Origin of the sequence: Mesorhizobium sp. NZP2077, assembly GCF_013170805.1 — a bacterium.
GTDB lineage: Bacteria > Pseudomonadota > Alphaproteobacteria > Rhizobiales > Rhizobiaceae > Mesorhizobium.
Window position 1 is genome coordinate 7,075,154 of record NZ_CP051293.1, and the last position, 21,333, is coordinate 7,096,486.

21 protein-coding genes are annotated in these 21,333 nt (G+C 58.7%); 3 read left to right on the forward strand and 18 right to left on the reverse strand.

The features are described 5' to 3' along the window. Positions 1-63: 63 nt before the first annotated feature. Both HGP13_RS34735 and HGP13_RS34740 read right to left on the reverse strand, forming a co-directional pair. The gene (locus tag HGP13_RS34735; RefSeq protein ID WP_172234350.1) at positions 64-855 is read right to left on the reverse strand and encodes a DeoR/GlpR family DNA-binding transcription regulator; all 792 of its coding nucleotides are present in this window, start codon (positions 853-855) and stop codon (positions 64-66) included. Positions 856-911: 56 nt separating this feature from the next. Continuing rightward, positions 912-2,618 (reverse strand): histidinol-phosphate transaminase, encoded by a 1,707-nt coding sequence (locus HGP13_RS34740; protein WP_172234352.1) that lies wholly within the window; start codon positions 2,616-2,618, stop codon positions 912-914. Between the two features lie 168 nt (positions 2,619-2,786). Between HGP13_RS34740 and HGP13_RS34745 the strand changes: the two genes are divergently transcribed. Beyond that, positions 2,787-4,094: an alkaline phosphatase family protein gene (locus HGP13_RS34745; protein WP_172234354.1), complete on the forward strand. Its 1,308-nt coding sequence runs from the start codon at positions 2,787-2,789 to the stop codon at positions 4,092-4,094. Positions 4,095-4,132: 38 nt separating this feature from the next. Here the strand turns inward: HGP13_RS34745 and asnB are convergent, their stop codons facing one another. From asnB to HGP13_RS34810, 13 genes are all read right to left on the reverse strand, one after another. Beyond that, the gene (gene asnB, locus HGP13_RS34750) at positions 4,133-6,025 is read right to left on the reverse strand and encodes an asparagine synthase (glutamine-hydrolyzing) (RefSeq protein WP_172234356.1); all 1,893 of its coding nucleotides are present in this window, start codon (positions 6,023-6,025) and stop codon (positions 4,133-4,135) included. Positions 6,026-6,057: 32 nt separating this feature from the next. Next, on the reverse strand, positions 6,058-6,972 hold the full coding sequence (locus HGP13_RS34755) for a class I SAM-dependent methyltransferase (protein WP_172234358.1): 915 nt from the start codon (positions 6,970-6,972) through the stop codon (positions 6,058-6,060). 30 nt (positions 6,973-7,002) lie between these two features. After that, positions 7,003-7,602: a phosphatidylcholine/phosphatidylserine synthase gene (locus HGP13_RS34760; RefSeq protein ID WP_172234360.1), complete on the reverse strand. Its 600-nt coding sequence runs from the start codon at positions 7,600-7,602 to the stop codon at positions 7,003-7,005. Then, entirely contained in the window at positions 7,599-8,417 is an 819-nt protein-coding gene (locus HGP13_RS34765; protein WP_172234362.1) for a phosphocholine cytidylyltransferase family protein, read from the reverse strand. Before HGP13_RS34765 ends, HGP13_RS34760 begins: the two co-directional genes overlap by 4 nt. Before the next feature lie 30 nt (positions 8,418-8,447). Beyond that, complete coding sequence (locus HGP13_RS34770; RefSeq protein WP_172234364.1) at positions 8,448-9,638, reverse strand: aminotransferase class I/II-fold pyridoxal phosphate-dependent enzyme; 1,191 nt, start codon at positions 9,636-9,638, stop codon at positions 8,448-8,450. Positions 9,639-9,684: 46 nt separating this feature from the next. Next, positions 9,685-10,593, reverse strand: a complete 909-nt coding sequence (gene aepX / locus HGP13_RS34775) for a phosphoenolpyruvate mutase (RefSeq protein WP_172234366.1) — start codon at positions 10,591-10,593, stop codon at positions 9,685-9,687. 496 nt (positions 10,594-11,089) lie between these two features. Further along, on the reverse strand, positions 11,090-12,145 hold the full coding sequence (locus tag HGP13_RS34780; protein ID WP_172234368.1) for an LLM class flavin-dependent oxidoreductase: 1,056 nt from the start codon (positions 12,143-12,145) through the stop codon (positions 11,090-11,092). Positions 12,146-12,158: 13 nt separating this feature from the next. Then, positions 12,159-12,350: a hypothetical protein gene (locus HGP13_RS34785; protein WP_172234370.1), complete on the reverse strand. Its 192-nt coding sequence runs from the start codon at positions 12,348-12,350 to the stop codon at positions 12,159-12,161. A 40-nt stretch (positions 12,351-12,390) separates the two neighbouring features. Beyond that, on the reverse strand, positions 12,391-14,031 hold the full coding sequence (locus tag HGP13_RS34790) for an SDR family oxidoreductase (protein WP_172234372.1): 1,641 nt from the start codon (positions 14,029-14,031) through the stop codon (positions 12,391-12,393). Positions 14,032-14,215: 184 nt separating this feature from the next. Beyond that, positions 14,216-14,755 carry a nuclear transport factor 2 family protein gene (locus tag HGP13_RS34795; RefSeq protein ID WP_172234374.1) on the reverse strand — a complete coding sequence of 180 codons (540 nt, stop codon included), beginning with the start codon at positions 14,753-14,755 and terminating at the stop codon, positions 14,216-14,218. 212 nt (positions 14,756-14,967) lie between these two features. Beyond that, entirely contained in the window at positions 14,968-15,213 is a 246-nt protein-coding gene (locus HGP13_RS34800) for a ferredoxin (RefSeq protein ID WP_172234376.1), read from the reverse strand. A 42-nt stretch (positions 15,214-15,255) separates the two neighbouring features. Continuing rightward, positions 15,256-16,473 carry a cytochrome P450 gene (locus HGP13_RS34805; RefSeq protein WP_172234378.1) on the reverse strand — a complete coding sequence of 406 codons (1,218 nt, stop codon included), beginning with the start codon at positions 16,471-16,473 and terminating at the stop codon, positions 15,256-15,258. Between the two features lie 1,328 nt (positions 16,474-17,801). After that, positions 17,802-17,963 carry a hypothetical protein gene (locus tag HGP13_RS34810; protein WP_172234380.1) on the reverse strand — a complete coding sequence of 54 codons (162 nt, stop codon included), beginning with the start codon at positions 17,961-17,963 and terminating at the stop codon, positions 17,802-17,804. On the opposite strand from HGP13_RS34810, the gene HGP13_RS34815 reads away from it, so the two are divergent. Both HGP13_RS34815 and rpoN read left to right on the forward strand, forming a co-directional pair. Then, positions 17,953-18,501 carry a peroxiredoxin gene (locus HGP13_RS34815; RefSeq protein ID WP_036241566.1) on the forward strand — a complete coding sequence of 183 codons (549 nt, stop codon included), beginning with the start codon at positions 17,953-17,955 and terminating at the stop codon, positions 18,499-18,501. The two genes, HGP13_RS34810 and HGP13_RS34815, sit on opposite strands and share 11 nt — an antisense overlap. A 74-nt stretch (positions 18,502-18,575) precedes the next feature. Continuing rightward, positions 18,576-20,030 (forward strand): RNA polymerase factor sigma-54, encoded by a 1,455-nt coding sequence (gene rpoN, locus HGP13_RS34820; RefSeq protein WP_172234382.1) that lies wholly within the window; start codon positions 18,576-18,578, stop codon positions 20,028-20,030. On the opposite strand, the gene HGP13_RS34825 is transcribed toward rpoN, so the two are convergent. From HGP13_RS34825 to HGP13_RS34835, 3 genes are read right to left on the reverse strand one after another with little or no spacing between them, the layout of a single operon-like run. Beyond that, a complete protein-coding gene (locus tag HGP13_RS34825) occupies positions 20,027-20,680 on the reverse strand; it encodes a nitrogen fixation protein NifQ (RefSeq protein WP_172234384.1) in 654 nt (217 codons plus the stop codon). The two genes, rpoN and HGP13_RS34825, sit on opposite strands and share 4 nt — an antisense overlap. Continuing rightward, positions 20,677-20,994, reverse strand: coding sequence for a ferredoxin III, nif-specific (gene fdxB / locus HGP13_RS34830; protein ID WP_172234386.1), 318 nt, complete (start codon positions 20,992-20,994; stop codon positions 20,677-20,679). The genes HGP13_RS34825 and fdxB overlap by 4 nt, the downstream gene beginning before the upstream one ends. Further along, complete coding sequence (locus HGP13_RS34835; protein WP_097574920.1) at positions 20,991-21,194, reverse strand: CCE_0567 family metalloprotein; 204 nt, start codon at positions 21,192-21,194, stop codon at positions 20,991-20,993. Before HGP13_RS34835 ends, fdxB begins: the two co-directional genes overlap by 4 nt. Positions 21,195-21,333 lie beyond the last annotated feature (139 nt).

Genomic DNA, 21,333 nt, shown 5'->3' on the forward strand with positions numbered 1-21,333 from the left:
TTGAAATCAAAAGGAAAAAAATGTTTCACGGTTGGGGCAGCCGTGAGGGCTGAAAGAAGAGGATCAAGTAGAGACCAGTGCGGGGTTGTGACGGTTTTGCGGATATAGAACTTCAACACCGGCGGCTTCGATCTTGTCCAGCATGTCCGATGCAGGCCTCCGGTCGGTGATGATCGCGGTAATCGCCGAATGGGGCAGGATGCGGTAACGCGCCGACAAGCCGAATTTGCTGTGATCGGCGAGAATGACAATTTTCCATGCTTGCTCGCAGAGCGTCGCAGCAAGCTCCTGTCCGACCTGTTCATGGTCGAAGACGCCATTCGGATGCACCGCATTGACGCCGATAAATGCGACGTCGATCTGCTGTTCGCGGAGTGTACGCAAGGCGGTGAATCCGGTTACGGTCCGGAAATCGACATTGAAATCGCCCCCCAGCATGACAACGCGATGCCGATAGCCTTCGGCCGCGGCGATGGCAGTATCGACCATGTTGGTGACGACGCGCATTTCCGGGAGGGCCGATATGCGGCTGGCCAACGACAGAATGGTGCTGCCGCCCCCGAAGAAGAGATTCTGACCGGGCTTCAGAAGACCCAGGGCGATCTCAGCGATGGTGCTTTTTTCCGCGCGCTCGGAAACAGCTCGCGATGAGATGGCCAGTAGCTTTGGCTGTTGCGTTGCGACCGCGCCACCATGGACCCGTGCGACCAAGCCATCCTGCTCGAGCCGTTTGATATCCCGCCGCGCAGTCTCTTCTGAAATATTGAACCGCTGCATCAAATCTCGGATGCGCACTTCGCCATTCGCCTGGATGATTTCAACGAGCCTTTTATGACGATTGTAACTAAGCGACATGCTTCTCTCTCTCTCGCGGCATTCGAAAAAAGAATATTCAGTTCGCTGCGCAAATGTCACGTCAGGGCGTCACTCTCAGAGGCCGTTGAGCGGCTTAAGGTGCGCCGCAGAGCTTTTGCCAGCCTTTCGTTTTCCGTCCGACTTCGAACCGTCAGGCGCAGATATCGATCTGCGTCGTTCATGGCTTGATAGCCGCATTCTCTTACGAGGACGGATTCGAACAGAACGAGGCGGCGCTTGAGCTCGGCAGCGGATACCGAATTTTCAGGCAGCCGGCACAAGATGAAATTCGTTTGCGAAGGTACGACGTCGAGGCCCGGTACCGTCCGCAGCTCCTCGATGAACAGCTCTCTATCTTCTCGCAACATCTCTAGACTGTGTTCCAATTCCTCTGCAAATTCGGGAAGCAGGAACAGTGTGTATTCCGCAATGCCGTTAATGTTCCACAGCGGCAGTTTCCGGCGCACGGCGGCAACGAGGGTGGGATCGCCAGCCATGAGGTAGGCGAGCCGGATTCCGCCAAGTCCGAAGACCTTTCCAAGGCTCTTCACCACGATCAAATTGGCACAGGACGGAACCAGATTCTCAACGCTGTTTGGTCGGCCATCAGCGGGAAAATCAATGAACGATTCATCCACGATCAGCCGTCGCCCTCGAGATCCTAGGGCCTCCGCCAGCCATGCCACGTCAGCATGATCAACAAGTCGACCGGTCGGATTGTTTGGATTTACAACGATTGCCGTATCCGCGCCTGTCGCCAGTACGAATTCCAGGAAAGCTCGAACGTCGAGATCGAAGTAGGGCGGGGTGAGGACGAAGTTGTTCTTTTGTTCGTCATCGAGTGGTGTTTGAAAGCCGGCGAACGTGGGCACGGGAATCGCGATTGTGGGGTTCAGCGCTGAATAGAGCGCCTGGATGAGATCGGTCACCCCGTTTCCGACCGCAATAAAGTCCGGCTGCTGCGAGGTCATCGTGCCAACAACTGAAGCGATATCGATCTGCTGAGAAGGATAGCATGTCAACACGCCTTCGAGCCTCGCCGCCAGCCGATCGTAAAAAGTCTTGGGAGGGAAGCGGGTATTGCAAAGAAGCATGTGCTCGGCGATTGGCTTGCGCCAATAACCTCCGACGCTCGTTTCCAGACGCCGCAGCACGTTCTCCTTGTCACACCGAAATTCCGCGATGGATGCGTCGACACCGTCGCAAATATCGAGCAGCTTGGAGCCGGCAGTCAGCACATTGTCAGGCAACGCTACGTCCAGCTGGGACAGGCCCGCGACTAACCTGCTGAAGGCCTGATGCAGAGATGCCGCGGCGCGGCTTTCGGCCAGAAGATTGCGTAGAACATCAGCACTCAATCGATAAATCCCGGTCGGCGCGTCGGGCCGCCAAGCGGAGCCGCGCAAACCCTTGTTGGTATTGATACCGTCAAGAACCTCACTGTCGAAAAGCGGCGTTCCCCATATCAGGAGGGTATCGCCATCATGTTGGCGGAACTTCTCAATGAGATCGCCGTCATGCGCGTCGTGCCACGAAAGCGTATTTGTACTGTCCTGCAGGCGGAACCCATCGAATGTGCCGCTGCTCAAGTTTTCAACGACGGTGACATCTTCAATGCCGTTTTCGACACAGGCGTTGACGAGGCGGTCCAAGAGCGGCTGACCGTTGATAGGAACCAACGGTGCATCGTAGCTGCCACTCCACAGATGTATTTTTGGCCCTGCGAAATCGAGGATAAAAATAGCACGGGTCGTATCGGCCACCTCGGACTCCTTTTTCTTCTGAAGGAAGCAAAAAGCGCGCGTAGAAGCGCCCATTCCCAAAATCAAAACGACTTGCGGGCGCTCGAAGTATCCCTTGATGCGTTCATACCGGCGTCATCCGAAGCCTATAGGGGACTTCGGTTTCGATCGGTCTCTTCGAGGTGCAATATGACCCACACCAATCCATCCAAGCCTACCGCTCGTTTTCAGACGCCTGCCTCAATAAAGCCGCGCGCTCCTACGAAAGCGATTCTGATCCTCATGGACGGCGTGAGCGCGGACTATTTCGAAAAGCACAAACATCGGTTGCCGACGCTTCTTCGTTTGGCAGGAGACGGTCTGTCCATCAGTCGCCTGCGCTCAACGGTGCCGGGAACGTCGATGCCGGGGCGCGCAAGCATGCTAACCGGCGCGGCGCCTCAAGCGAACGGGATCTACGGAAACCACATTGTGCGAGATGGCTCGTTTGTCTGCGCCGACGCGTCTGATCTGCGGGTTCCGACCATTGCAAAGCTTGCCAAAAATAGCGGGCTTGATGTCGCGTCCATCGGCGCTGGGTTGATCGACCCAGCCGATTGCGATGTCTTCGTGCCGGCCTGGTGGGAACGAGGGTTTCTCCAGGGAAGCCGGTCATTTAAGAGCCTGCCCGAAAACCGCATCGCTCGCTCGCGCATGATCAAGGATCCAAATGGGCGGTTGCGAGCCGCCGGCGTGCTCGATCTCTTCGGCTTCCCGTCCAGTAGCGACACCGTTGCGAGCACTCCTCTCGTTGCGGGCCTGGCCGCGGATCATCTCATGATCGGGGCTGCAGGAGCGCTGGCTTGCTCGGAGAACCCGCCTGATCTCATTTTGACCGAGATCGACATGACGGATTCGATTCAGCATCAGTTCGGATACGAAAGCGAGGCGGCACATTGGTCTATCGCCGCGGCCGACATGATGATTGGCGCTCTCATCGAAGGACTGAGGCGAGTCGGGCGGAAAGACGATTACGCGATCGTAGTCGCAAGTGACCATGGACATAGCGCCGTCCACACAACCATTTATCCGGATGCGATCATCCCTGACTTGCTTTGGGAAAGTGAAGGAGCGACGCTCCATGTCCTGGTTGACGGAGCTCATGACCGCAGAATCGCAGACAGACTGTTGGCGCGCTTCCAAGTGGAGCCGTGGTCGAGCGACCATGTTCCGGTAAATGAACGCGATTGCATAGCGACCTATGTCGCACCTCCTGGACACTCCTTCGAGGAGACCGTTGGAGACACCCAAGAAGCCAGCCCGACGGGCAGACCTCGATACTTGTCCACTCACGGTTTTCGACCGGGGAGCGCGGAGGACGATCGGATATGCCTGTTGAGCATCCCTGGAATGCAACCTTGCAATATTGCCTGGGGCTCCGCTGAAGAGTTCACGCCAACCATTGCTCAGATCTTGGGATTGTCCGAGGTCCCGTTTTCGGCAAAGGGGCTTCTGTAAAAAGCCCGCAGCCGCCCGCCTGCGGGATCGCATATTCATCATGAGAATACCTCATTGAAGAATATCCCAAGGTTGGCGAGCAGCCAGAATTTTCGGCCAAATGAATCTGATGGGTTTCGTTGTCCCTCCTCGAACCAACGCCGCAAAGCAGCAGGATCGAACAAATCTCCCAGTGGAGAGTCCTTATCAAACAGCAGCCTTCGATATTCCGTTGCTCCCTCGCCAACGGCCCACTGACCCAGTGGCAGTGGAAATCCCATCTTTTTGCGAGATAGAACAGATCTGGGCAAGACGCTCCGGTATTCCCTTCTTAAGGGGAATTTTGAGACATCGAGACGTTCGCTGAAGGAAGCAACCGGATGCCACAGTGCCTGGACCGAAGCGATTGGAGCCCTCCACCTCAACCGCTGTGAGCCGGGCATCGCCATTGCGGCAGTAACGAGCTGGTGATCGGTATAGGGAACGCGAGCTTCAAGCCCAGCCGCCATTGTGGTGTTGTCAACCATTTCCAGCAATGCGGGCAAATGCGTAGAGACGAGAACATATGAGATCTTGCTAAAGAAATCTCCGCCGGCCTCTGCAAATTGAGTCGAGAAGTGATCGAACAGAGCCATCTCGTGCTCCTTTCGTATCCGCCCATCGATGGCAAGCGAGCGGATTTCATCGGTCGGGAAGTAGCTGTAACGCGCCAGGAAGAACTGCAATTGAGAGCAATGGACGTCGAGTCCGAGGCGCCGGCGTGCGACCTGGGCAAGAGCACGTGGTAATGCGGCGATGATCTTGCTTCGATTGTAATCATACGGCGTACGGAACAATCGGCTGTAGCCAGCAAAAATCTCATCGGCACCCTCGCCGGTGAGGACGACCTTATGCTCCTTCGAAATCGCCTTTGCGAGCGTAAACATGGCGATTTCGTTATGCATCCCAAGCGGATGTCCGCGCAGGCGAACCAGCTCTGACACAGCGTAGATATCGGAAGGTTCTCCAATTGGGACGACCCGGTGAGTGAGCCCGAATTCTGCGGCGACCTCCATCGCATAAGCCGTCTCGTCATAATCGGCGGTCTCGACCTTGCCGGTATAGCAGATCGGACGGATTTGTGAGCGAGCGGATGCCTCATAGGCGAGGATGCTCGAGTCAAGTCCACCGGACAACAATGCGGCGACCGGTACGTTAGCCACCAGCTGACGTTCGACGGCGCTTCCAAATAGTCTCCTTATGTCGGAATAGTCCGGCTTCGATCGCGAAATGCGCTCCGACAGATTCCACCAACGCTCCAACGTGTGTCGCCCGTTTGTTATTTCGAGGAGATGGCCGGGCTCTAACTTGGAAATCCCGGCAAACAGCGTCCTGGCACCGACAACCGCGCGATAGGATAGAAAACTAAGCGCGCCGATGATGTCGGGTCCGCGCATCACGCCCGGCCAGCGAATGAGAGCGTTCGGCTGCGATGCAAAGAGAAGGCCAACATCGCAGATCGTGTAGTAAAGGGGTTTTACCCCCAAACGATCTCGGGCGATGAGAGCAAGCGAGTTCCGGGGATCGAAAAGCGCGAAGGCAAACATCCCGTCAAGGCGGTTTAAGAATGACTTTCCCCAAGCAATATAGCTAAGAATTAGAACCTCGGTGTCGGACGCCGTCGAAAAGGAAAAACCCATGTCCCTCAATTCAGCTTTAATTTCCCGATAGTTGAATATCTCGCCGTTGTACGTTACCACCACTCCGGTATTGTCATCGCGATAGGGCTGATTGGCGCGAGAATGAGCGTCGACAATCGATAGCCGTCGATGCGCGAATGCGACCGATTGATCAATGTATAGGCCGCGGGCATCAGGCCCGCGATGAGCGAGAGCATCAGCGCAACGCTCAACGGCCTCAGCACAAACGGGTGTTCCCTCGTCTTTGAGGACTATCCCAAAGATTCCGCACATTGGGGTCGCTCTCTTGGCACGAATACCGCCAACTACGTGCTCGGCTTTTCGCCGATCATCTGGATGCAGCCATCTCCGAACCAGAAGCGGGCCAGCGGGTGGTCATAATGACGGTACATCGGAGCGAGAAAGCGCCGAAGATTATGGAAATTTTTTGTATATCTTGAGATCCTGCGGATCTTCTCGAAGCCGCACTCGCCATACCAGCCTCGGATTTGCACCTCGGTGAAGGCGAACTCGTGATAGGTCGGCGCCTGGAAACGATCCCGGATCGTCACGAACAAATCATCATCAAAAAGACTCCGAAAGAATTCGTTTTCGCCAGGGATATATTCTTCCTCTTCGCCGTCCTTTATTCGCAACAGCCAGTTGATGGCTTCGCGTGCGGTGGATGCATCTAGATTGTCGATGGAACTGCGGAATTGTTCGTCGCTTTGGTAGAGTTCTCGCAAGTGATTGATGCATCGGTAAATGACGCCGTTGGCGGTACCCATAATCGTCAAAAAGAAGCTGCCGCCGGGGCGGGTTACACGGGCAAGCTCTTCAAAGCCTTTTTTCGGATTGCTGGTGTGCGGCAAAACCCCTGCGCAATGGACAAAATCGAAGCTGAAGTCGTCAAACGGCAGATCGAGCACACTGCCAGCGACCAGTTCCGAGCGCGGCCCGAATCGGCTGAGCCGTTTGCGCGCGCAATCCATCCAATCATTGCTCAATTCAAGCGAAACAACGTTTCGTGCCCCCTTGTCGAGAAACGCATAGGACGCATTCGCGTTGGAGCCGCAGCCCGCATCCAGGACATCAAGGCCGCGGAAGCTGCCGGTTGGCAGGCCGAAATATTCCTCCTCGATCAGAGAGACCAACCTGTCGAATATGTGGTCGTCATTCTCCTGCTGGCGCTGGTAGCGATCAAAGACGGTGCGAGTTTCGATCTCGAAAGAGTTTTCCATGTATTCTCTTCCCTATAGCTACAAACCAATTCACGTTGTGAGCAAGGCGACAGATCCGGTTGCGACAAGTGTAAGGTTGGCCAAGCGCAACGCACTGCCGGTACCTGGAAATTTGAAGTTTGAAAGATGCAGGACCGACAGCACAAACCCTGCACCGATCAATAGGTTGCCCAGGCCTTGCACCGGCAAGTGATGGTCGGCGACGAAGAGGAACGCCAACACGAAGAGATTATTGTTCAACGGCAATCCTCTGCCGAATCCGTCAGCGTCCAGTCCGAACGTCGAAAAATAACTGAGGCGCAGAGCCCCTGACAGGATGAGGCAATTGGCAGCCAACAATGCGGGAACGGAGAACGCGTTGAAGGACAAAATGAGAACCGCTGGAAAGACGGCTGCGTAGACCAAATCAAGCAGCCCGTCCAACGTGCCACCCAGCTGTGCCATCAAAGCGGACCGGTTCGGGGAACTCTTCGCGATCATGCCGTCGGCATCATCCGCCAAAAGAGCCCACAAGCCGAAACAGATGCCAATCTCGAAGCGCCCGATCAAAGCAAAGTAGATCGCCGTGGTGGCCAAGATCAGCCCAAGGGCCGTAATGGCATTTGCAGCGTCGAACAGATAGCGGATCATCCTCCTACCCCCGCCACGGCGGCCGGCGCGTCGGCACTATGTCTGTGAGGTCGCTCGAAGGCGAAAATCCTTTCCGCTACTCGCAGGTCCTGTTCACTGTCGATCTCGTACCATCGCAAATCGTCACATCGCGCCGCGGCGAGTTGCAGTCCGCGCTGCTCGATGAGATGCGCGAACAACTCCTCGGTATAGGCTTTGATTGCGCCCGAGCCGATCAGGTCGTGGAGGACCGGGACGATCACCGTTTGGAGTTCGGCGCCAGAGAACCGGGTGAGGTTCATCATCTTGAAGAGCACCGGGGTGCCTGATGCCAGATTTGCCGCCGTCTGCTTCAACCGGACTTCGGATATGAAGCCGTCGCTGGAAAGGACGGCCGCGGATCCTTCCATGGATGGATCGAAGGGCGCGACCGCAGCGGCATTGGGCGCCTCGACCCTGATCAGGTGGCGCAGCGCATCTTCTTCGAAGAAGACGTCACCTTCGAGGAGATAACAGTCGCCAGAAAGAAGCGTGTCGCGTGCCAGCCAGAGCGAGTAGGCGCTCCCTGTCTTGTCGAAGACCGAGGACTCGACATAGTTGATTTCAAGTCTGCCGAAGCGTTTGCCACAGGCATGGCGAATGGCATCCTTGCGATAGCCGACAACAATCGTCACCTCTTCGACTCCCACCGCCTGAAGGTTCCACAGTGCATTGTGAAGTATCGGTGTGCCGTTGACTTCGACGAGTGGCTTGGGACACAGATCGGTCAGCGGACGCAGGCGGGAGCCGAAGCCAGCAGCGAGAATGACGGCTTTCCTGGGAGCAGCGGGAGGCATCTCATTCACCTCTTTCGTTTTGTTGCGGTGTCATTTCCAGGCGTTGAGGAGTTCGACGAGCCGGGCCAGGCCGGTCGCGAGTTTTTCAGGTGGAATTCCATAGGACAGGCGCAGGCCGGCGGGGTCACCGAACGCGGTGCCCGACACAGCTGCGACGCCAGCTTCGGCAAGCAGACCCGTCACGATATCGTCGGCTGTCGTTGAGGCGCCGTCTTCCGATCCCGGTCGCAGCAGATGGGAAAGGTCGAGATAGAAATAAAAGCCCCCTTGCGCCCTGGCGACCGGTACACGCGTCAACGAAGCAAGCACGTCGAGACCGACCCGTCTGGCGCTTGTCAGGCGTGAGCGCAGCTTGCCTTCATACTCCGAGCCACCCCTTTGCAAATGGGCGAGCACCGCGTGCTGGGCAATTACGTTTGGATTCGAGGTGGTGTGCGATTGCAGGGCCTTGACGGCATTGATCACCTCTTTTGGACCCGCCAGATAACCGATGCGCCAGCCGGTCAATGCCAGTGATTTGCTGAAGGAATTGACGATCAGCGCGCGTGCTCGAATTTCGGGAGCGACCGAGACGATCGGATGGTGGGTATGATCCTCATGCACGAAGCCGCCATAGCACTCGTCGAAAATGATCCACAGGTTGTGGCTGACCGCCAGTTGAGCGATGGCCATCAGGGTCTCAACATCGTAGACCGCACCGGCCGGATTGCTGGGCGTGTTGATGACGATCGCCCGCGTGCGCTCAGTGACCGCGTCCTTGATGTGCTCGGGGCGCGGGACGTAACCATTGGATTTGGTGTCGATGAAGACTGGTGTGCCGCCGGCGATTAGCACCTGGGCTGGAAACGTTGTCCAGTAAGGCGCCGGGATGATGACCTCGTCGCCCGGGTTTAGCAGCACCATTGCGGCATTGAACAAGGCCTGCTTCGCTCCGGACGTCACGGCAACTTCCTCGGCCTTCCAGATCTGTCCGGTATCGAGGGAGATCTTCCGCGCCAGTGCCTCGCGCAGCTCCACCATGCCAACCGTATCGGTATAGCGATTGACGCCCTTATTGATGGCGTCGATCGCGCCGTCGCGAATCGTGGGAGCAAGCTCGCTCCAGATCTCGCCGGCGGTCAGATCGATGATCTCCTTGCCAGCATCGGCCGCCGCTTTTGCGGCAGCGCGCGCCGCGGCGGTACCCGATGTGCCAAACAGGTTTGTCCGATGCGCAAGCATGTGCGCTCCCGTTTTCGTTTTGCTTTCAAAAGACGGGCTGGGCCTGCTACCGGACGCAGGTCGCCGTCTGCGGCAGATATTTCTCTTCCGCCGCTGAGAGTTCCTGGTAGTTGAGGAGATCGAAGAGTTCGTCGAGCGTCGCCACCTCGTCCTCGATACCGGCGATACTTTCTTCGCGGAGGATGCGGTCGCAGACCTGGCGCATGGCCGAGATCGCCGCGCGCATGTTATGGTTCGCCCAGATGACCGTGGAGATTCCGGCCGCCCGATACGCGGAGACCGGCGTGCGGAAATATTTCGTAGGCACGATCACGACCGGAAGGCGGTTCTGCCAGGCGCGCGTGAAGGCGAAAATCTGCTCAGCGTTGGACTTGCGGGAATGAATCAGAATAGCATCGGCGCCCGCCTCAGCGTAGGCTTGTGCTCGCGCCAGCGCCTCATCCTCTCCGCGGCCGGCGATGAGCGCCTCGATCCGAGCGACCAGAACGAACTCCGCATCCGGCACTTGGTCCTTCACCGCCTTAAGCCGGCCGCAGAACTCGGGAATATCGGCCAACGGGTGCCGATCACCGATGAACGAGTTCATTTTCGGGAACGCCGTGTCCTCGAGACATATGCCGCTCGCGCCATGTTGGCTCAGCTTGCGGGCGACCAAACGGGCATTGTTGAAGTTCCCGAACCCGCTGTCCCCGTCGACGAGGACTGGAATGTCCACCGTGTCGGAAATTCGCTCAACGACGTCGACGACTTGGGACCAGGAAGCTTCGTTAGCATCTCGATATCCGAGGCTGGATGAAATCGAGAGGCCGGACGCCCAGAGCGCCTTGAAGCCAGCGCGCTCGGCAATCGCCGCCGAAAGGCCGTCATGAGCCTCCATTGCGAAGGCGAGTTCACTGGACGCGATCATTCGGCGCAAGCTCTCGCGCGTCTGCGCACCAGACTGCCTGTCCACCATGCGGTCTCACCTCCACCAACGCTATCCAGCCGACAAGCCTGTCATCGCTGCCGCACGAAGTACTTTCAGTGACGCACGCTCTGCCCACCGATTGGCGATCCGCCACTGTCGTGCACCCATACAGAATCAATGAAGCAAGGCGCGTGCCGAATTGGCGAACCACCTGCGCCGCACCAGTTCTCCATACCGGCGGGCCAGGTCCCCTCTCGACCATTTGTCGGGCTTCCGACATCCTCGTCCAACTTCGGACACAAGAAGGGTCGCGGGAGTGGCTATTCGTCTACGCCATGGCGGCCGTTCCGAGGCTGCCGATCAACGGTCTCAAGCGAGATGGCCAGGGAGCGGAAGACCGGCGGTCCGTGCAGGCAAGGACGGACGACGTTGGTCTACGATCCCGGCAATCGCCAGTCGGCTTGATTATTTATCCATGCCTCATGGACGAAGTGTCGAGCATCGGCATGCGAGATTTCAGCTCCCCCAGTGGCCGCCGCGAACTTCAAGCCTTGACCTGACCAAGCGACTTGTTGATCGCTGGAATGATCTTGTCTCCCCAGAGCTCAATCTGGCGCAGCATCGTCTTTTGGTCGAAATCTCCCAATTGGGTCTGAATTGCGATCTGGTCCGGCTTCAGGATACTTATCTCTTCCAGCAGGCGATGGATGACGCGACTTACGCTGCCGATCGGCAGGTTCTGGCGCATGGTCTCGAACGACAGATCCTGCTGCGTCGGTGTTTCCTGCAGCAGATAGCCGTCCCGGCTCTGCTGGCGGCGCTTATGAAGTGCTTCAGATAGCCGGCGCTGGAAGCGGGCATTGTCGAGATAGCTGTCGATCTCCGCCTGATCGTCGCTGGCATAGCAGCAGCGCAGAAGCCCTATCTTGGCGGCCGTGACATCCTTACCCCGCGAGGCCGCTGCCGCCTCGATGGTCTCACGCAACGTTCTTACGTTTTCCAAGCCGTTGTGGAACGCCGTGACGAAAAGATTGTGGCCCTCACGATAGGCCCGGCACATGCTTCGCGCGGACCCGCAGGCGATCCAGATCGGTGGGGTTGGCCTTTGGATGGTGCGCAGCGAAATCGCCGTTAAAGGTATCTTCTCATACTGGCCATTGTGCTCGAAGACCTTATGGTTGAGGCCCTTGAGAAGAATATCCAGGTATTCCGCAAACACGGCCGGCGCCTCCTCGACATCGACGCCAAAGCGCTCGAACTCGAACTGCTGGTATCCCGAGCCGACGCCGAGTTCGAGGCGGCCGTTCGAAACGATATCGGCAAAGCCGATCTCGGAGAGCAGGCGCTGCGGTTGATATAGCGGCAGCACACACACGCCGGTGCCAAGGCGAATGGTGCTCGTAAGGCCAGCACAATGTGCCACCATCATTAAGGGCGAGGGAACCAGGCTGTAATTGTTGAAGTGGTGCTCGGCGAACCAAGCGGTGTTGAAGCCGGCCTGCTCCGAAGCGATTGCCTGTTCTATGGAGTTACCGATGACGCTGTCGCACGATTGATGATAGCCTCGCTGGGCCGCCAAGATGAAAGTCGCGAATTCCATGGCGTGTCCTCGTTTACACAAATTGGCCAATCAAGCCTTCGACTTGTGCCGATTGCGTGTGGGCGTATCGATCCGGCCTGGCGGCGACGTAGTCGACGATCTTGCGCAAAGGCGCATATCGTTCGGCGGCCGCAGGCAAGCGCCAAAACTTGGCTGGTGTTTCGACCCTGAAGACGAGTTTTCCGTCACCGATGAAGACGATCACTTGGCAAGCCGCGCTTGGCACATGCCATCCAGCCGCAGTCTCAATCCTCGAACCTCGTCGGCTTCGACGAACCGCAACCCGTCGCCGGCGAACATTCCGTTGGATCTTCTTGATCGGTTGGCTGGGCGTTTCGCGCGTCAGCCAACGAGGTCAAGCCGCCGTCCACGTAGAGGGTCGAGCCGTTTACGTATGAGGCATCAGGCGAGGCCAGAAAGAACACTGCCTCGGCGACGTCTTCGGGCTCTCCCATCCGGCCCATCGGGATGCGCCGTGTGATCGCTACGGAATCGATGCAGCCGGACTCGACCAACTGAGCAATGTCAGGCGTACGGATGTAGCCAAGAGCGACGGTGGCCGTTCGAATGCCGACCGACCCGAGTTCGGCCGCCATGCACTGGGTCAGAATGTTCATACCCGCCCTGGACGCCCCATAGGCATGGCGCGGCACGAAGGGCAGGAAACTATTGATCGATCCAAGATTGAGGATTACGCCGCCGGCGTCCATCGACTTGATCGCCTCGCGCGCGCAGGTGAAGGTGCCGGTGAGATTGACGTCCAGCACCCGCTCGATCTGTTGCGGGATTTCGATCCCTCGCACAAACGTATCGGCAATAGCAGCACAGTTAACGAGGACCTCGATGCGACCGAAGCGCCCCCGTATTTCCTCGAACAGCGCCACCACCTCTCTCTCGACCGCCAAGTCGACGGATTTCGCCACGTGCCTGCCGCCCAGCAAACCAGCGAGTTCTGCCGCCCCAGCACCATCTTTATCGGCAATCACGACTGTGTCGGAGTTCGCGGCAAAGCGGCGAACGACGGCGGCGCCTATACCGTTCGCGCCGCCCGTCACGACCACTGTGCGCGCGCCGGTTCGTTCGGCCGGCCGTAAGAGTTCGGCTCGAGGCGGCTCGTCGACCGGAGGGTGCGCGTCGCCCGGCTGGTTGAACGACATCCAACCGCCGTCGACCGTCAGCACCGATCCGGTGATGTAGCCCGTCTGTGCGCTGGCCAAAAAACGCACGGCCCGAGCGATCTCGTCGGGGCGCGCCATTCGCCCCATGGGCACGCGGCGGCGCACGGCCGCGAGGTCCATCTTGCCCGCGCGTTCCAGTTCCGCCACCATCGGCGTGCGCACGTATCCTGGCGCTACCGCCGTTACGCGGATGCCGCGCGAGGCCCACTCGCATGCAAGCGACCTCGTGAGAGCGATCAAGCCTGCCTTCGAGCTGGCATAGGCGTTGCGCTTGGGATTGCCGAGCACGCCCGCCAGCGAAGCGATGTTGACAATGGCAGCGCCGGGCTGCATGCGCCTCGCCGCTTCGCCGGCCATGATGAAAGGCCCGATCAGATTTGTTGCCAGCACGCGTCGGAAGGCCTCGAAACCGGTGTCGACAGTCGAAGCCATGGCCGGTCCTATCGCCGCGTTGTTGACGAGAACATCGATTTTCACAAACTGCGCTTCGACGCGACCGTATAGCGCGATAATGTCCTCTTTTCGCGAGACATCGCATTCGAGGCCCAGATGCGGATGGCCGAGACCGTCGGCCAGTTCAAGGACGCCGCTGCCAGGAAGGTCCACCGCAACGACGATGTCTCCATCAGCGGCAACGATATCGACCAGCGCACGGCCGATCCCGCCTACCGCTCCCGTAATGATGACGATGCGTCCTGCCTGCTTCATACGAACCTCTCCGCAGCCAGCGTCAGCGATCTCGACGCGAGCCAGCCGGTCGCGGCATTGCAAGACGTCCTGGTGACCGCAAGTTTCCATACCGGGCAGACGTGTTGCGTTCCGGGACCGCTCCCGCGATGCGGCTCTCCAGTTGGGACCCTTGGAAAGCATTGTGGTGACATGCATTGCATTTTCATTTTGATGACGAGCTGCGGCGCTTCCTGAGCGCGTAAACCGGGTCATTGGGATGCGCTGCTCCGATCGGTTGCCGTAGGCCGAACCGTTCTGCCTCGGGGACCGCTGGTGGGGTCTGCTCTTCGAACCAATCGTAGACGACGGTCCGTTCGGCAATGCGCCACGCCCCTTCCCTCTTCTGAAACAGGTCGCAGTAACGGCCGCAGAGAAGCACCTGGCGTGCTTCTCCGTCGTTGTCCGGTCCGCGTTGCAGCGCGGTGAAATAGCTTTCAACCACGGCCTCCGCCGGGTCGATGAATTCGATCAATACGTTCGTGATCTGGTGGATTAAGCGCGGTCCGGTCTTTAAGAGACCAAACGCAAACTCAAAGAAGCCCTCGGCTGAGCCACAATAGGCACCGTGATTGTCATGCGCATCGGGCCAATACGCACTGCGCAGCGCAGCCTTATCCGCGCGGTCTATGCCGCGGCAGTACCGATAAAGGCAGTCGCGGATCGCCTCGCGGTCGCGCAGTTCGGTGATTTTTGCCTGGCCCATCGCTCTGTCGCAAATTTTGAGATTGGAAGAGGCGCTTCGTGCCTCTAGGTGCGTGTAAGGACGAACCGATCGGCAACTGAAGAAGCCAGAACGGAGACAAACTTCACGCGTCGCGTGCGTGTCATTGAGGTCTCGATGCCGGAGAGGAGATAGGCAGGGAAGCGGCCGGACATCTTGCCTTGCGGTGTGGGGCCACGTCTCGTCGATTCCACCTAAGCTTCCCCAGCTCTTGGTTGCATTTCGGCTGGTTCGAACCGCGCGGCCGATGTGCGATCGATTTCCAGCGCACTTTCGGGGCAGGATCGCACCGCCCGTGACGCGAGCAGTTCGTCCTCTTGCGCGACATTGATGTCGCCAGGCAGGACGTAGCCCTCATCATCAAGCTTGAAGATGTTCGGAGCTTGCGCCCAGCATCGTGCGTGACCCTGGCATTTGGCTTTGTGGACGACGATGTGCATGGCGCTCCTCCATTGTCTGTGCCGTGGCTTAAGGCTGCTTGGTCAGGACCAGTCGACAATCAGATTTTCGATCCCAAACACATGGCCGCCATAGGCGATGGGCGCTGTACCTTCCTTGATCCGGAAGGCCGGGAGGCGCGCCAACCATTCCTCCAGGCCAATAACAATCTCTCGCCGGGCGAGGTGTGAGCCAAGGCAGCGGTGGGGACCATAGCCAAAGGCGGCGTGGCGGTTGTCCTCGCGCATGAGATCGATCGTGTCGGGACATTCGAATTCCGCCGAATCGCGATTGGCAATCATCGTGGCGCAGGAAACATAGTCCCCCTTACGGATCGGCGCGCCTTCGAAGTCGATATCTTTTCTTGCCACCCTGATAATCTGCACGGTCGGATAGGCACGCAGCAATTCTTCGGCTGCGAGCACGATTCGGTTCGGTTCGCTCCGCAGCAGTTCCTGTTCTTTGGGATGACGCGCGAGAAAGGCCAGGTCAAAGCCAATCGCTGCAGCGACCGTGTCGAGTCCCGCGACGAACACCAGCACGCCGATGCCACGGACTTCCTCGTCGGTCAGCCGCCGGCCCTCGACCTGTGCCTGCACGATGAAGGTCATGAAATCGTCGACCGGTTCCTCGCGGCGCATGGCCGCGAGCTCGTCGATGAACGCCAGGATCGTCCGGGCCGCCGCCGGTCTTTTGACATCGTCGCCGTGGAGCAGGTCGTTCGCCCAGCCGACAAATGTATGGAGTCGGTGATCGGGTAGCCCAAGAAGGCGAAGGAAGATGCTGACCGCAAAAGGAAAGGCAAAATCCTGCATGACGTCGCAGCTCGTGCCCGATGCGGCAATGCTGTCGATCAGGGCTATCGCTCGCTCACGGACAGCCGGTTCGAGTGCCGTCACCCGCTTGGGCGAGAGCAGCGGATTGAGTAGCGATCGAAAGACGCCATGGGCCGGTGGATCGAGTTCAAGCGGGATCATCGGCCAGTTCTCGCCAAGCGCGGAGGCGAAGATGCTTCGGTGGCTGGAGAAGCTATCAGCGTCTTGCAGCACCCTGCGCTGGTCTGTGGCGCGAGTGATGACCCAGGTGCCTCGGCCATCGCGCGTGTTAAAGGGGGAATAAAAGATCGGTGGCCCGGCATGAACGCAAGCAGTGGCGGCCTGCGGGTCCCCGTCGGGCGTCGGCAGCATGCCAGGCGACGTGAACAGGCTGAAGTCCCCCACCATTTCGGGCGGGACATGATCTGGAACCGGGTTGAGCGCCATTGGATTTCTCCTGCTGTCTGACAACTAACCAGGCCGCGCGGCATTGCATCTTGGCCATCCGGCAACTTGTAACCCTCTTGGCCAGACCGCTGCCTGCCCGCCAAAGAGCCGACGAGCGAAATCGTCGGAGACGCGGCGTTTTCCAGCTTCGAACGGCGAACCGGAATGAAGCTCTTGCTCCACAGCGGTTCGGGGTCGATCATCTCTTCGAGGATATCCGCAGCGCGGCACGCGAAAGACCGGTTGGCCGCCGAAGTGCTCGCCGGTCTCCTCAAGCGCCGGCGAGAGGACAGGAGCAAGCACATTCTGGTCGAACCGTATCTGCAGGTCGATCGGTGGCCATTGGCCGGTGCCGGGCGGTTGTGACGGTGACGCCAGTCACGCCGGTCGATATTGCATTCCGCGGGCAATGCCCGTTTCGGATAGAATCTGAACTGACGCTGACCTGACATGTCGTCTTCCTTCATTGCATTGAGCGCGATATCACTCACGAATGGACGCCAGTCGGTATCTCCTGCCGTCTCACATGAGAGCTTCAAAAGTCGTGCCAACGGCGCGGAAAGAGCCCTGCAGGAGATTTTCTACATATCATTCAACAGCTTGAACGAATGCGCAGCCGCAAGCCTGGCGGAGCAGAGCCCGTGTCCCGGACATGACAAACCCGACAGCAAAGTCGCGGCAGCTTCAAAATGCTACGAGAGCACAAGGCGGCTTTTTCCGTCACCTTGGGACCGTGCCCGCCTCACGCAAGCGCGGTTCAGAAAGATCACATGGCCAGCTTGCTAATGGACGTGCTGGCTTTTTTGTACCCGTTGTCGATTTCGAAGCGGTCTCGCGAGCGTCGATAGGGCGAAGCGCGTGGGCCTGTCAGCCGTCTCAATCCTGATCGTCAGGTTAACCCCGATCGACTCCTGTCCCTCGTTCCGAGTTTGAGCCCAGATTTTCGCTTCGAATACGAGCCACGTGTTCGCCGCGCCGGCGACCCGGCGACCCTCCGGTCCGACTTCCGACATTTTTGTCCAGCTTCGGACAAAGAGGGGCGCGGCTTGATACGCATAAACGGGATCCCCTCTGCCCAGAGCTCACGATCAGATGATTATGGGCGCGCTCGCTCTCGGCGAAGGCACGGTCTTGGCCGCTCAAGGCAAAGAGTGTCGCTGCAAAAAACAGTGTGACCCCCAGCCTGAAAATCAAATGGCACGGCGCTTGCGTCGTACTCGGCAGAACCCATCACAAGGTGGCCAGGAGTAAGACCATTGCTGACATCGCGACGCCCCGTACAAGCGCGTACCGTTCTCGTTGCCGCCGCAAATCGAGACCTTGTTTCTTCAGACGCCCGTGCTCGCGAGCGGTTTTGCCATGGCTGATCCAAGGTCGACGCAAAACGCGCTGCGCTCGACCGAATTGCCGGCCGCGGTCGATGCCGTGTCAGTTTCAACCGAAAAAGCAGCGCACCAGTTTTCCTCCAGGAGCACATTGATGACCGTCAAAAAAAAGGTTCCTTTCGTCACCTTTCGCACGCGTGTTCGCGATGATTCCATCGAGGGACCAAACCCGCACCGCTGGGAAGACAAGACATCCGACGACTGTTTCAGCGGCAAGCGCATCATCCTGTTCTCGCTGCCCGGTGCCTTCACCCCGACCTGCTCGACCTTCCAGTTGCCCGATTTCGAAATGCTCTACGACGAGTTCGAGAAGGAGGGAATTGACGCAATCTACTGCGTTTCCGTCAACGATGCGTTCGTCATGAATGCGTGGGGCAAGGCCCTGGGGCTGAAGAAAGTCCAGCTCATCCCAGACGGCTCGGGCGAGTTCACCCGCAAGATGGGCATGCTGGTTGCCAAGGACAATCTCGGCTTCGGCATGCGCTCCTGGCGCTACGCTGCCGTGATCAACAATGGCGTGGTGGAGCAGTGGTTCGAGGAGGACGGTTTCTGCGACAACTGCGAGGCCGACCCCTATGGCGTATCGTCGCCGCAGAACGTCCTTGAAACGCTGAGAGCCGCCAAAGCCGTGACGGCTGCATGATCTAGACGAGTCAACGTCTCGAAAGTCCCCTTGCACAAGGCGAAGGGTCGCTCGGTAGGAGTTTCACGCTAGCCATGGAGTCCTCAGCAAGCCTGCTTCAGCGTCAGAAGCAATCGTTGGTTTTGACGCCGCAAATGATGGAATCCATTCGCCTGTTGCAACTGGCGCATCCCGAACTGCATCAGTTCGTCGAGCAGGAAATCGAGAAGAACCCCTTTCTGGAACGGGCATCAAACCGGGCGCCGAAGGACATTCCGTCGATTTCGGCCGGGAACCCGCGCATCGGGCCGACCACGGGCGGAATATCGGATCGGGCCTCGCAGTGGAAATCAATCCGCGGCAAAAACAATGCCCAACCGGGGGGAAACCATGCGTTCGAAGATTCCTGGACGTCCATCGAAACATTGCACGACCATGTCGCTCGTCAGATCGCTCTCAGCGCATTCGCGCCGCTGGAGCGGCGAATAGCTGGCGAGCTTGCCGGTCATCTGGAAGACACCGGATACCTTCCGGTGAACCTTTCGGAACTGGCCCGCAGCCTGAATGTCCGGGAGGCTGTTGTGGAACGGGTTCTCGGAACATTGCAGCAGTTCGATCCACCGGGTATTTTTGCGCGAACTCTCAGCGAATGCCTTGAGATACAATTGCGGCAGCTAGACAGGTTCGACCCGGCAATGGCAGCGCTGGTCGCCAATCTTGAAGCGCTGGCGCGACGCGATTTTCAAACATTGAAGCGCCATTGCGGTGTCGATGAAGACGACCTTCTCGACATGTTGCACGAAATCCGCGCGCTCGATCCCAAGCCTGGAAACCGATTCCAATCTGGAGGGCCTGAATCGATCATTCCCGACGTCTTGGTCCAGCCCTCTCCCGGAGGTGGGTGGCAAATCGAACTCAATCCAGACACGCTGCCCAGGCTGCTGATGAACCAAAACTATTTTGCCCAGGTCTCCCGCCTAAGCGCCCAAAATTCGAAAGACCAGTCATTTCTCAACGAATGCCTCCAAAACGCGAACTGGCTAATCCGCAGCCTTGATCAGCGCGCCAAGACGATCCTCAAGGTAGCGGCTGAAATCATCCGCCAGCAGGACGCCTTTTTTGAACATGGGGTCGCCCACCTGCGGCCTCTCAATCTCAGGACTGTCGCGGATGCGATCAACGTGCACCAGTCGACGGTAAGCCGGGTAACGTCGAACAAGTACATGCTGACCCCGCGCGGCGTGTTCGAACTGAAGTATTTTTTCACTGTCGCGATCGGCTCCTCCGAAGGCGGCGACGCGTACTCCGCCGAAGCTGTCCGCCATCAAATCAAGGCGATGGTTGCCGTGGAATCGCCCGACGAAGTGCTTTCCGACGACGACATCGCCACCCGGCTCAAGGAAACCGGGATCGACATTGCTCGCCGCACGGTTGCGAAATATCGTGAGGCGCTGAACATCCCGTCCTCCGCGCGACGTCGCCGGGAAAAGCGCGTGCGGCTTCGATGCCAATCAAGCCCGGGCGGCGGCGGCGACGAAGGCGGCTCTTAATCCAAAGCGAACCCGTTCTTGGTCCGTGCCAAGTGGCTTTCGCCTTCCTCCGGGCCAAAACAGCTTTCGAAATCGCGGCATTCCTGACAACTGGGCGCGGTGCATAGCGAAAAGCCTTCAGCCTCGCAGAGCTTACGATAAAAATACTTCTTCCATTTCATGTTTTTGGTGTTGCCGGCCGCCAGCGCCGGGAAATGCCTGGCGATCAAGCGGCTGAGTTCGGCCCGATCGAAAAGGCCAAGATCCTGCCACAGATGGTCATTGCGCAAACTCCGCCTGGCGATGATCTTGGCGAAGAGGATGCTCGCCGGATCGCCTGGCCTGGCATGCCCAATGAGCAGGTCGCGCAGAAGCCCTTCCTCCATATCCGGCTCGGGATCGGTCAGCTTTTCCAGCGCGAAGGCGTTGACGGGCACAGCCGGGAAATAGCGTGTCATGACATCTCGCAGGTCGGCACGCGAAAGGCCGGTTGCTTCGGTCGCGGTCGCCTTGCCGGCCTCGACCTCCTTGAGCGCGAGGTAGACAACACAGGCAAGCACATGCCGGTCGAACGCCGTCGCCAGACCGGTCGGCGACCATTGGCTGGTGAGAAAACAGCCACGGTGATGGGCGAATGTGGCGCCGTTCTCCTGGTCTTGTCCTCGGCTCATGCAGCGAGCTTGTCGGCAGCAAGGTGGGTCTGGCAGTTCTTCGGGCAAACGCGGCCGCAGGCGCCACAGCCGATGCAGCGGCCGGCCTGGTCGACGACCATGACCATGCGGTTGAGCTCGCCATCGAAGTCGTCGTCCTCGCCCGCGCAGATGCCGAGGATTTCGCCTGCGTCATCGACGCCATGAAGGTGCATGACCTCGCGCGAGCAGACCTTGAAGCAGCGGCCGCAGCCGATGCAGGTCGCGCCATCGATCGCCGTCAGATAGTGCGGCGTCCAGGGAGAGCCGTCGCGGGTGACGAAAGCGCCCGTCATTGTGAATTCTCCAACGCTGCGAGTTCTTCCTTTGCCGCATCCAACTCGGAAAAAACCTCGAAGGCTTTCCAGGCGACTGCCTTGATCTCGGTCCAGTTGACCGGAAGGTCCTCGGCAAGGTCGTGCAATTCCATCTTGGCGGCTCCCGCGCGCGACTGCAGCTTGCGGACCTTCTTCTGCAACAGCGCAAGGTCTGACATGATCCCCTTCCTCGCAAGCCGGTCGTTACGCCCGCGCCATGTCGGGACGCGCTTCGATGGCCACGACCGCATCGCCGGCGTGCCGGCCTCGGCGGGTTTGCGGAACGTCTCGAAGCCGAACCGGTGATGCCGATGGTAG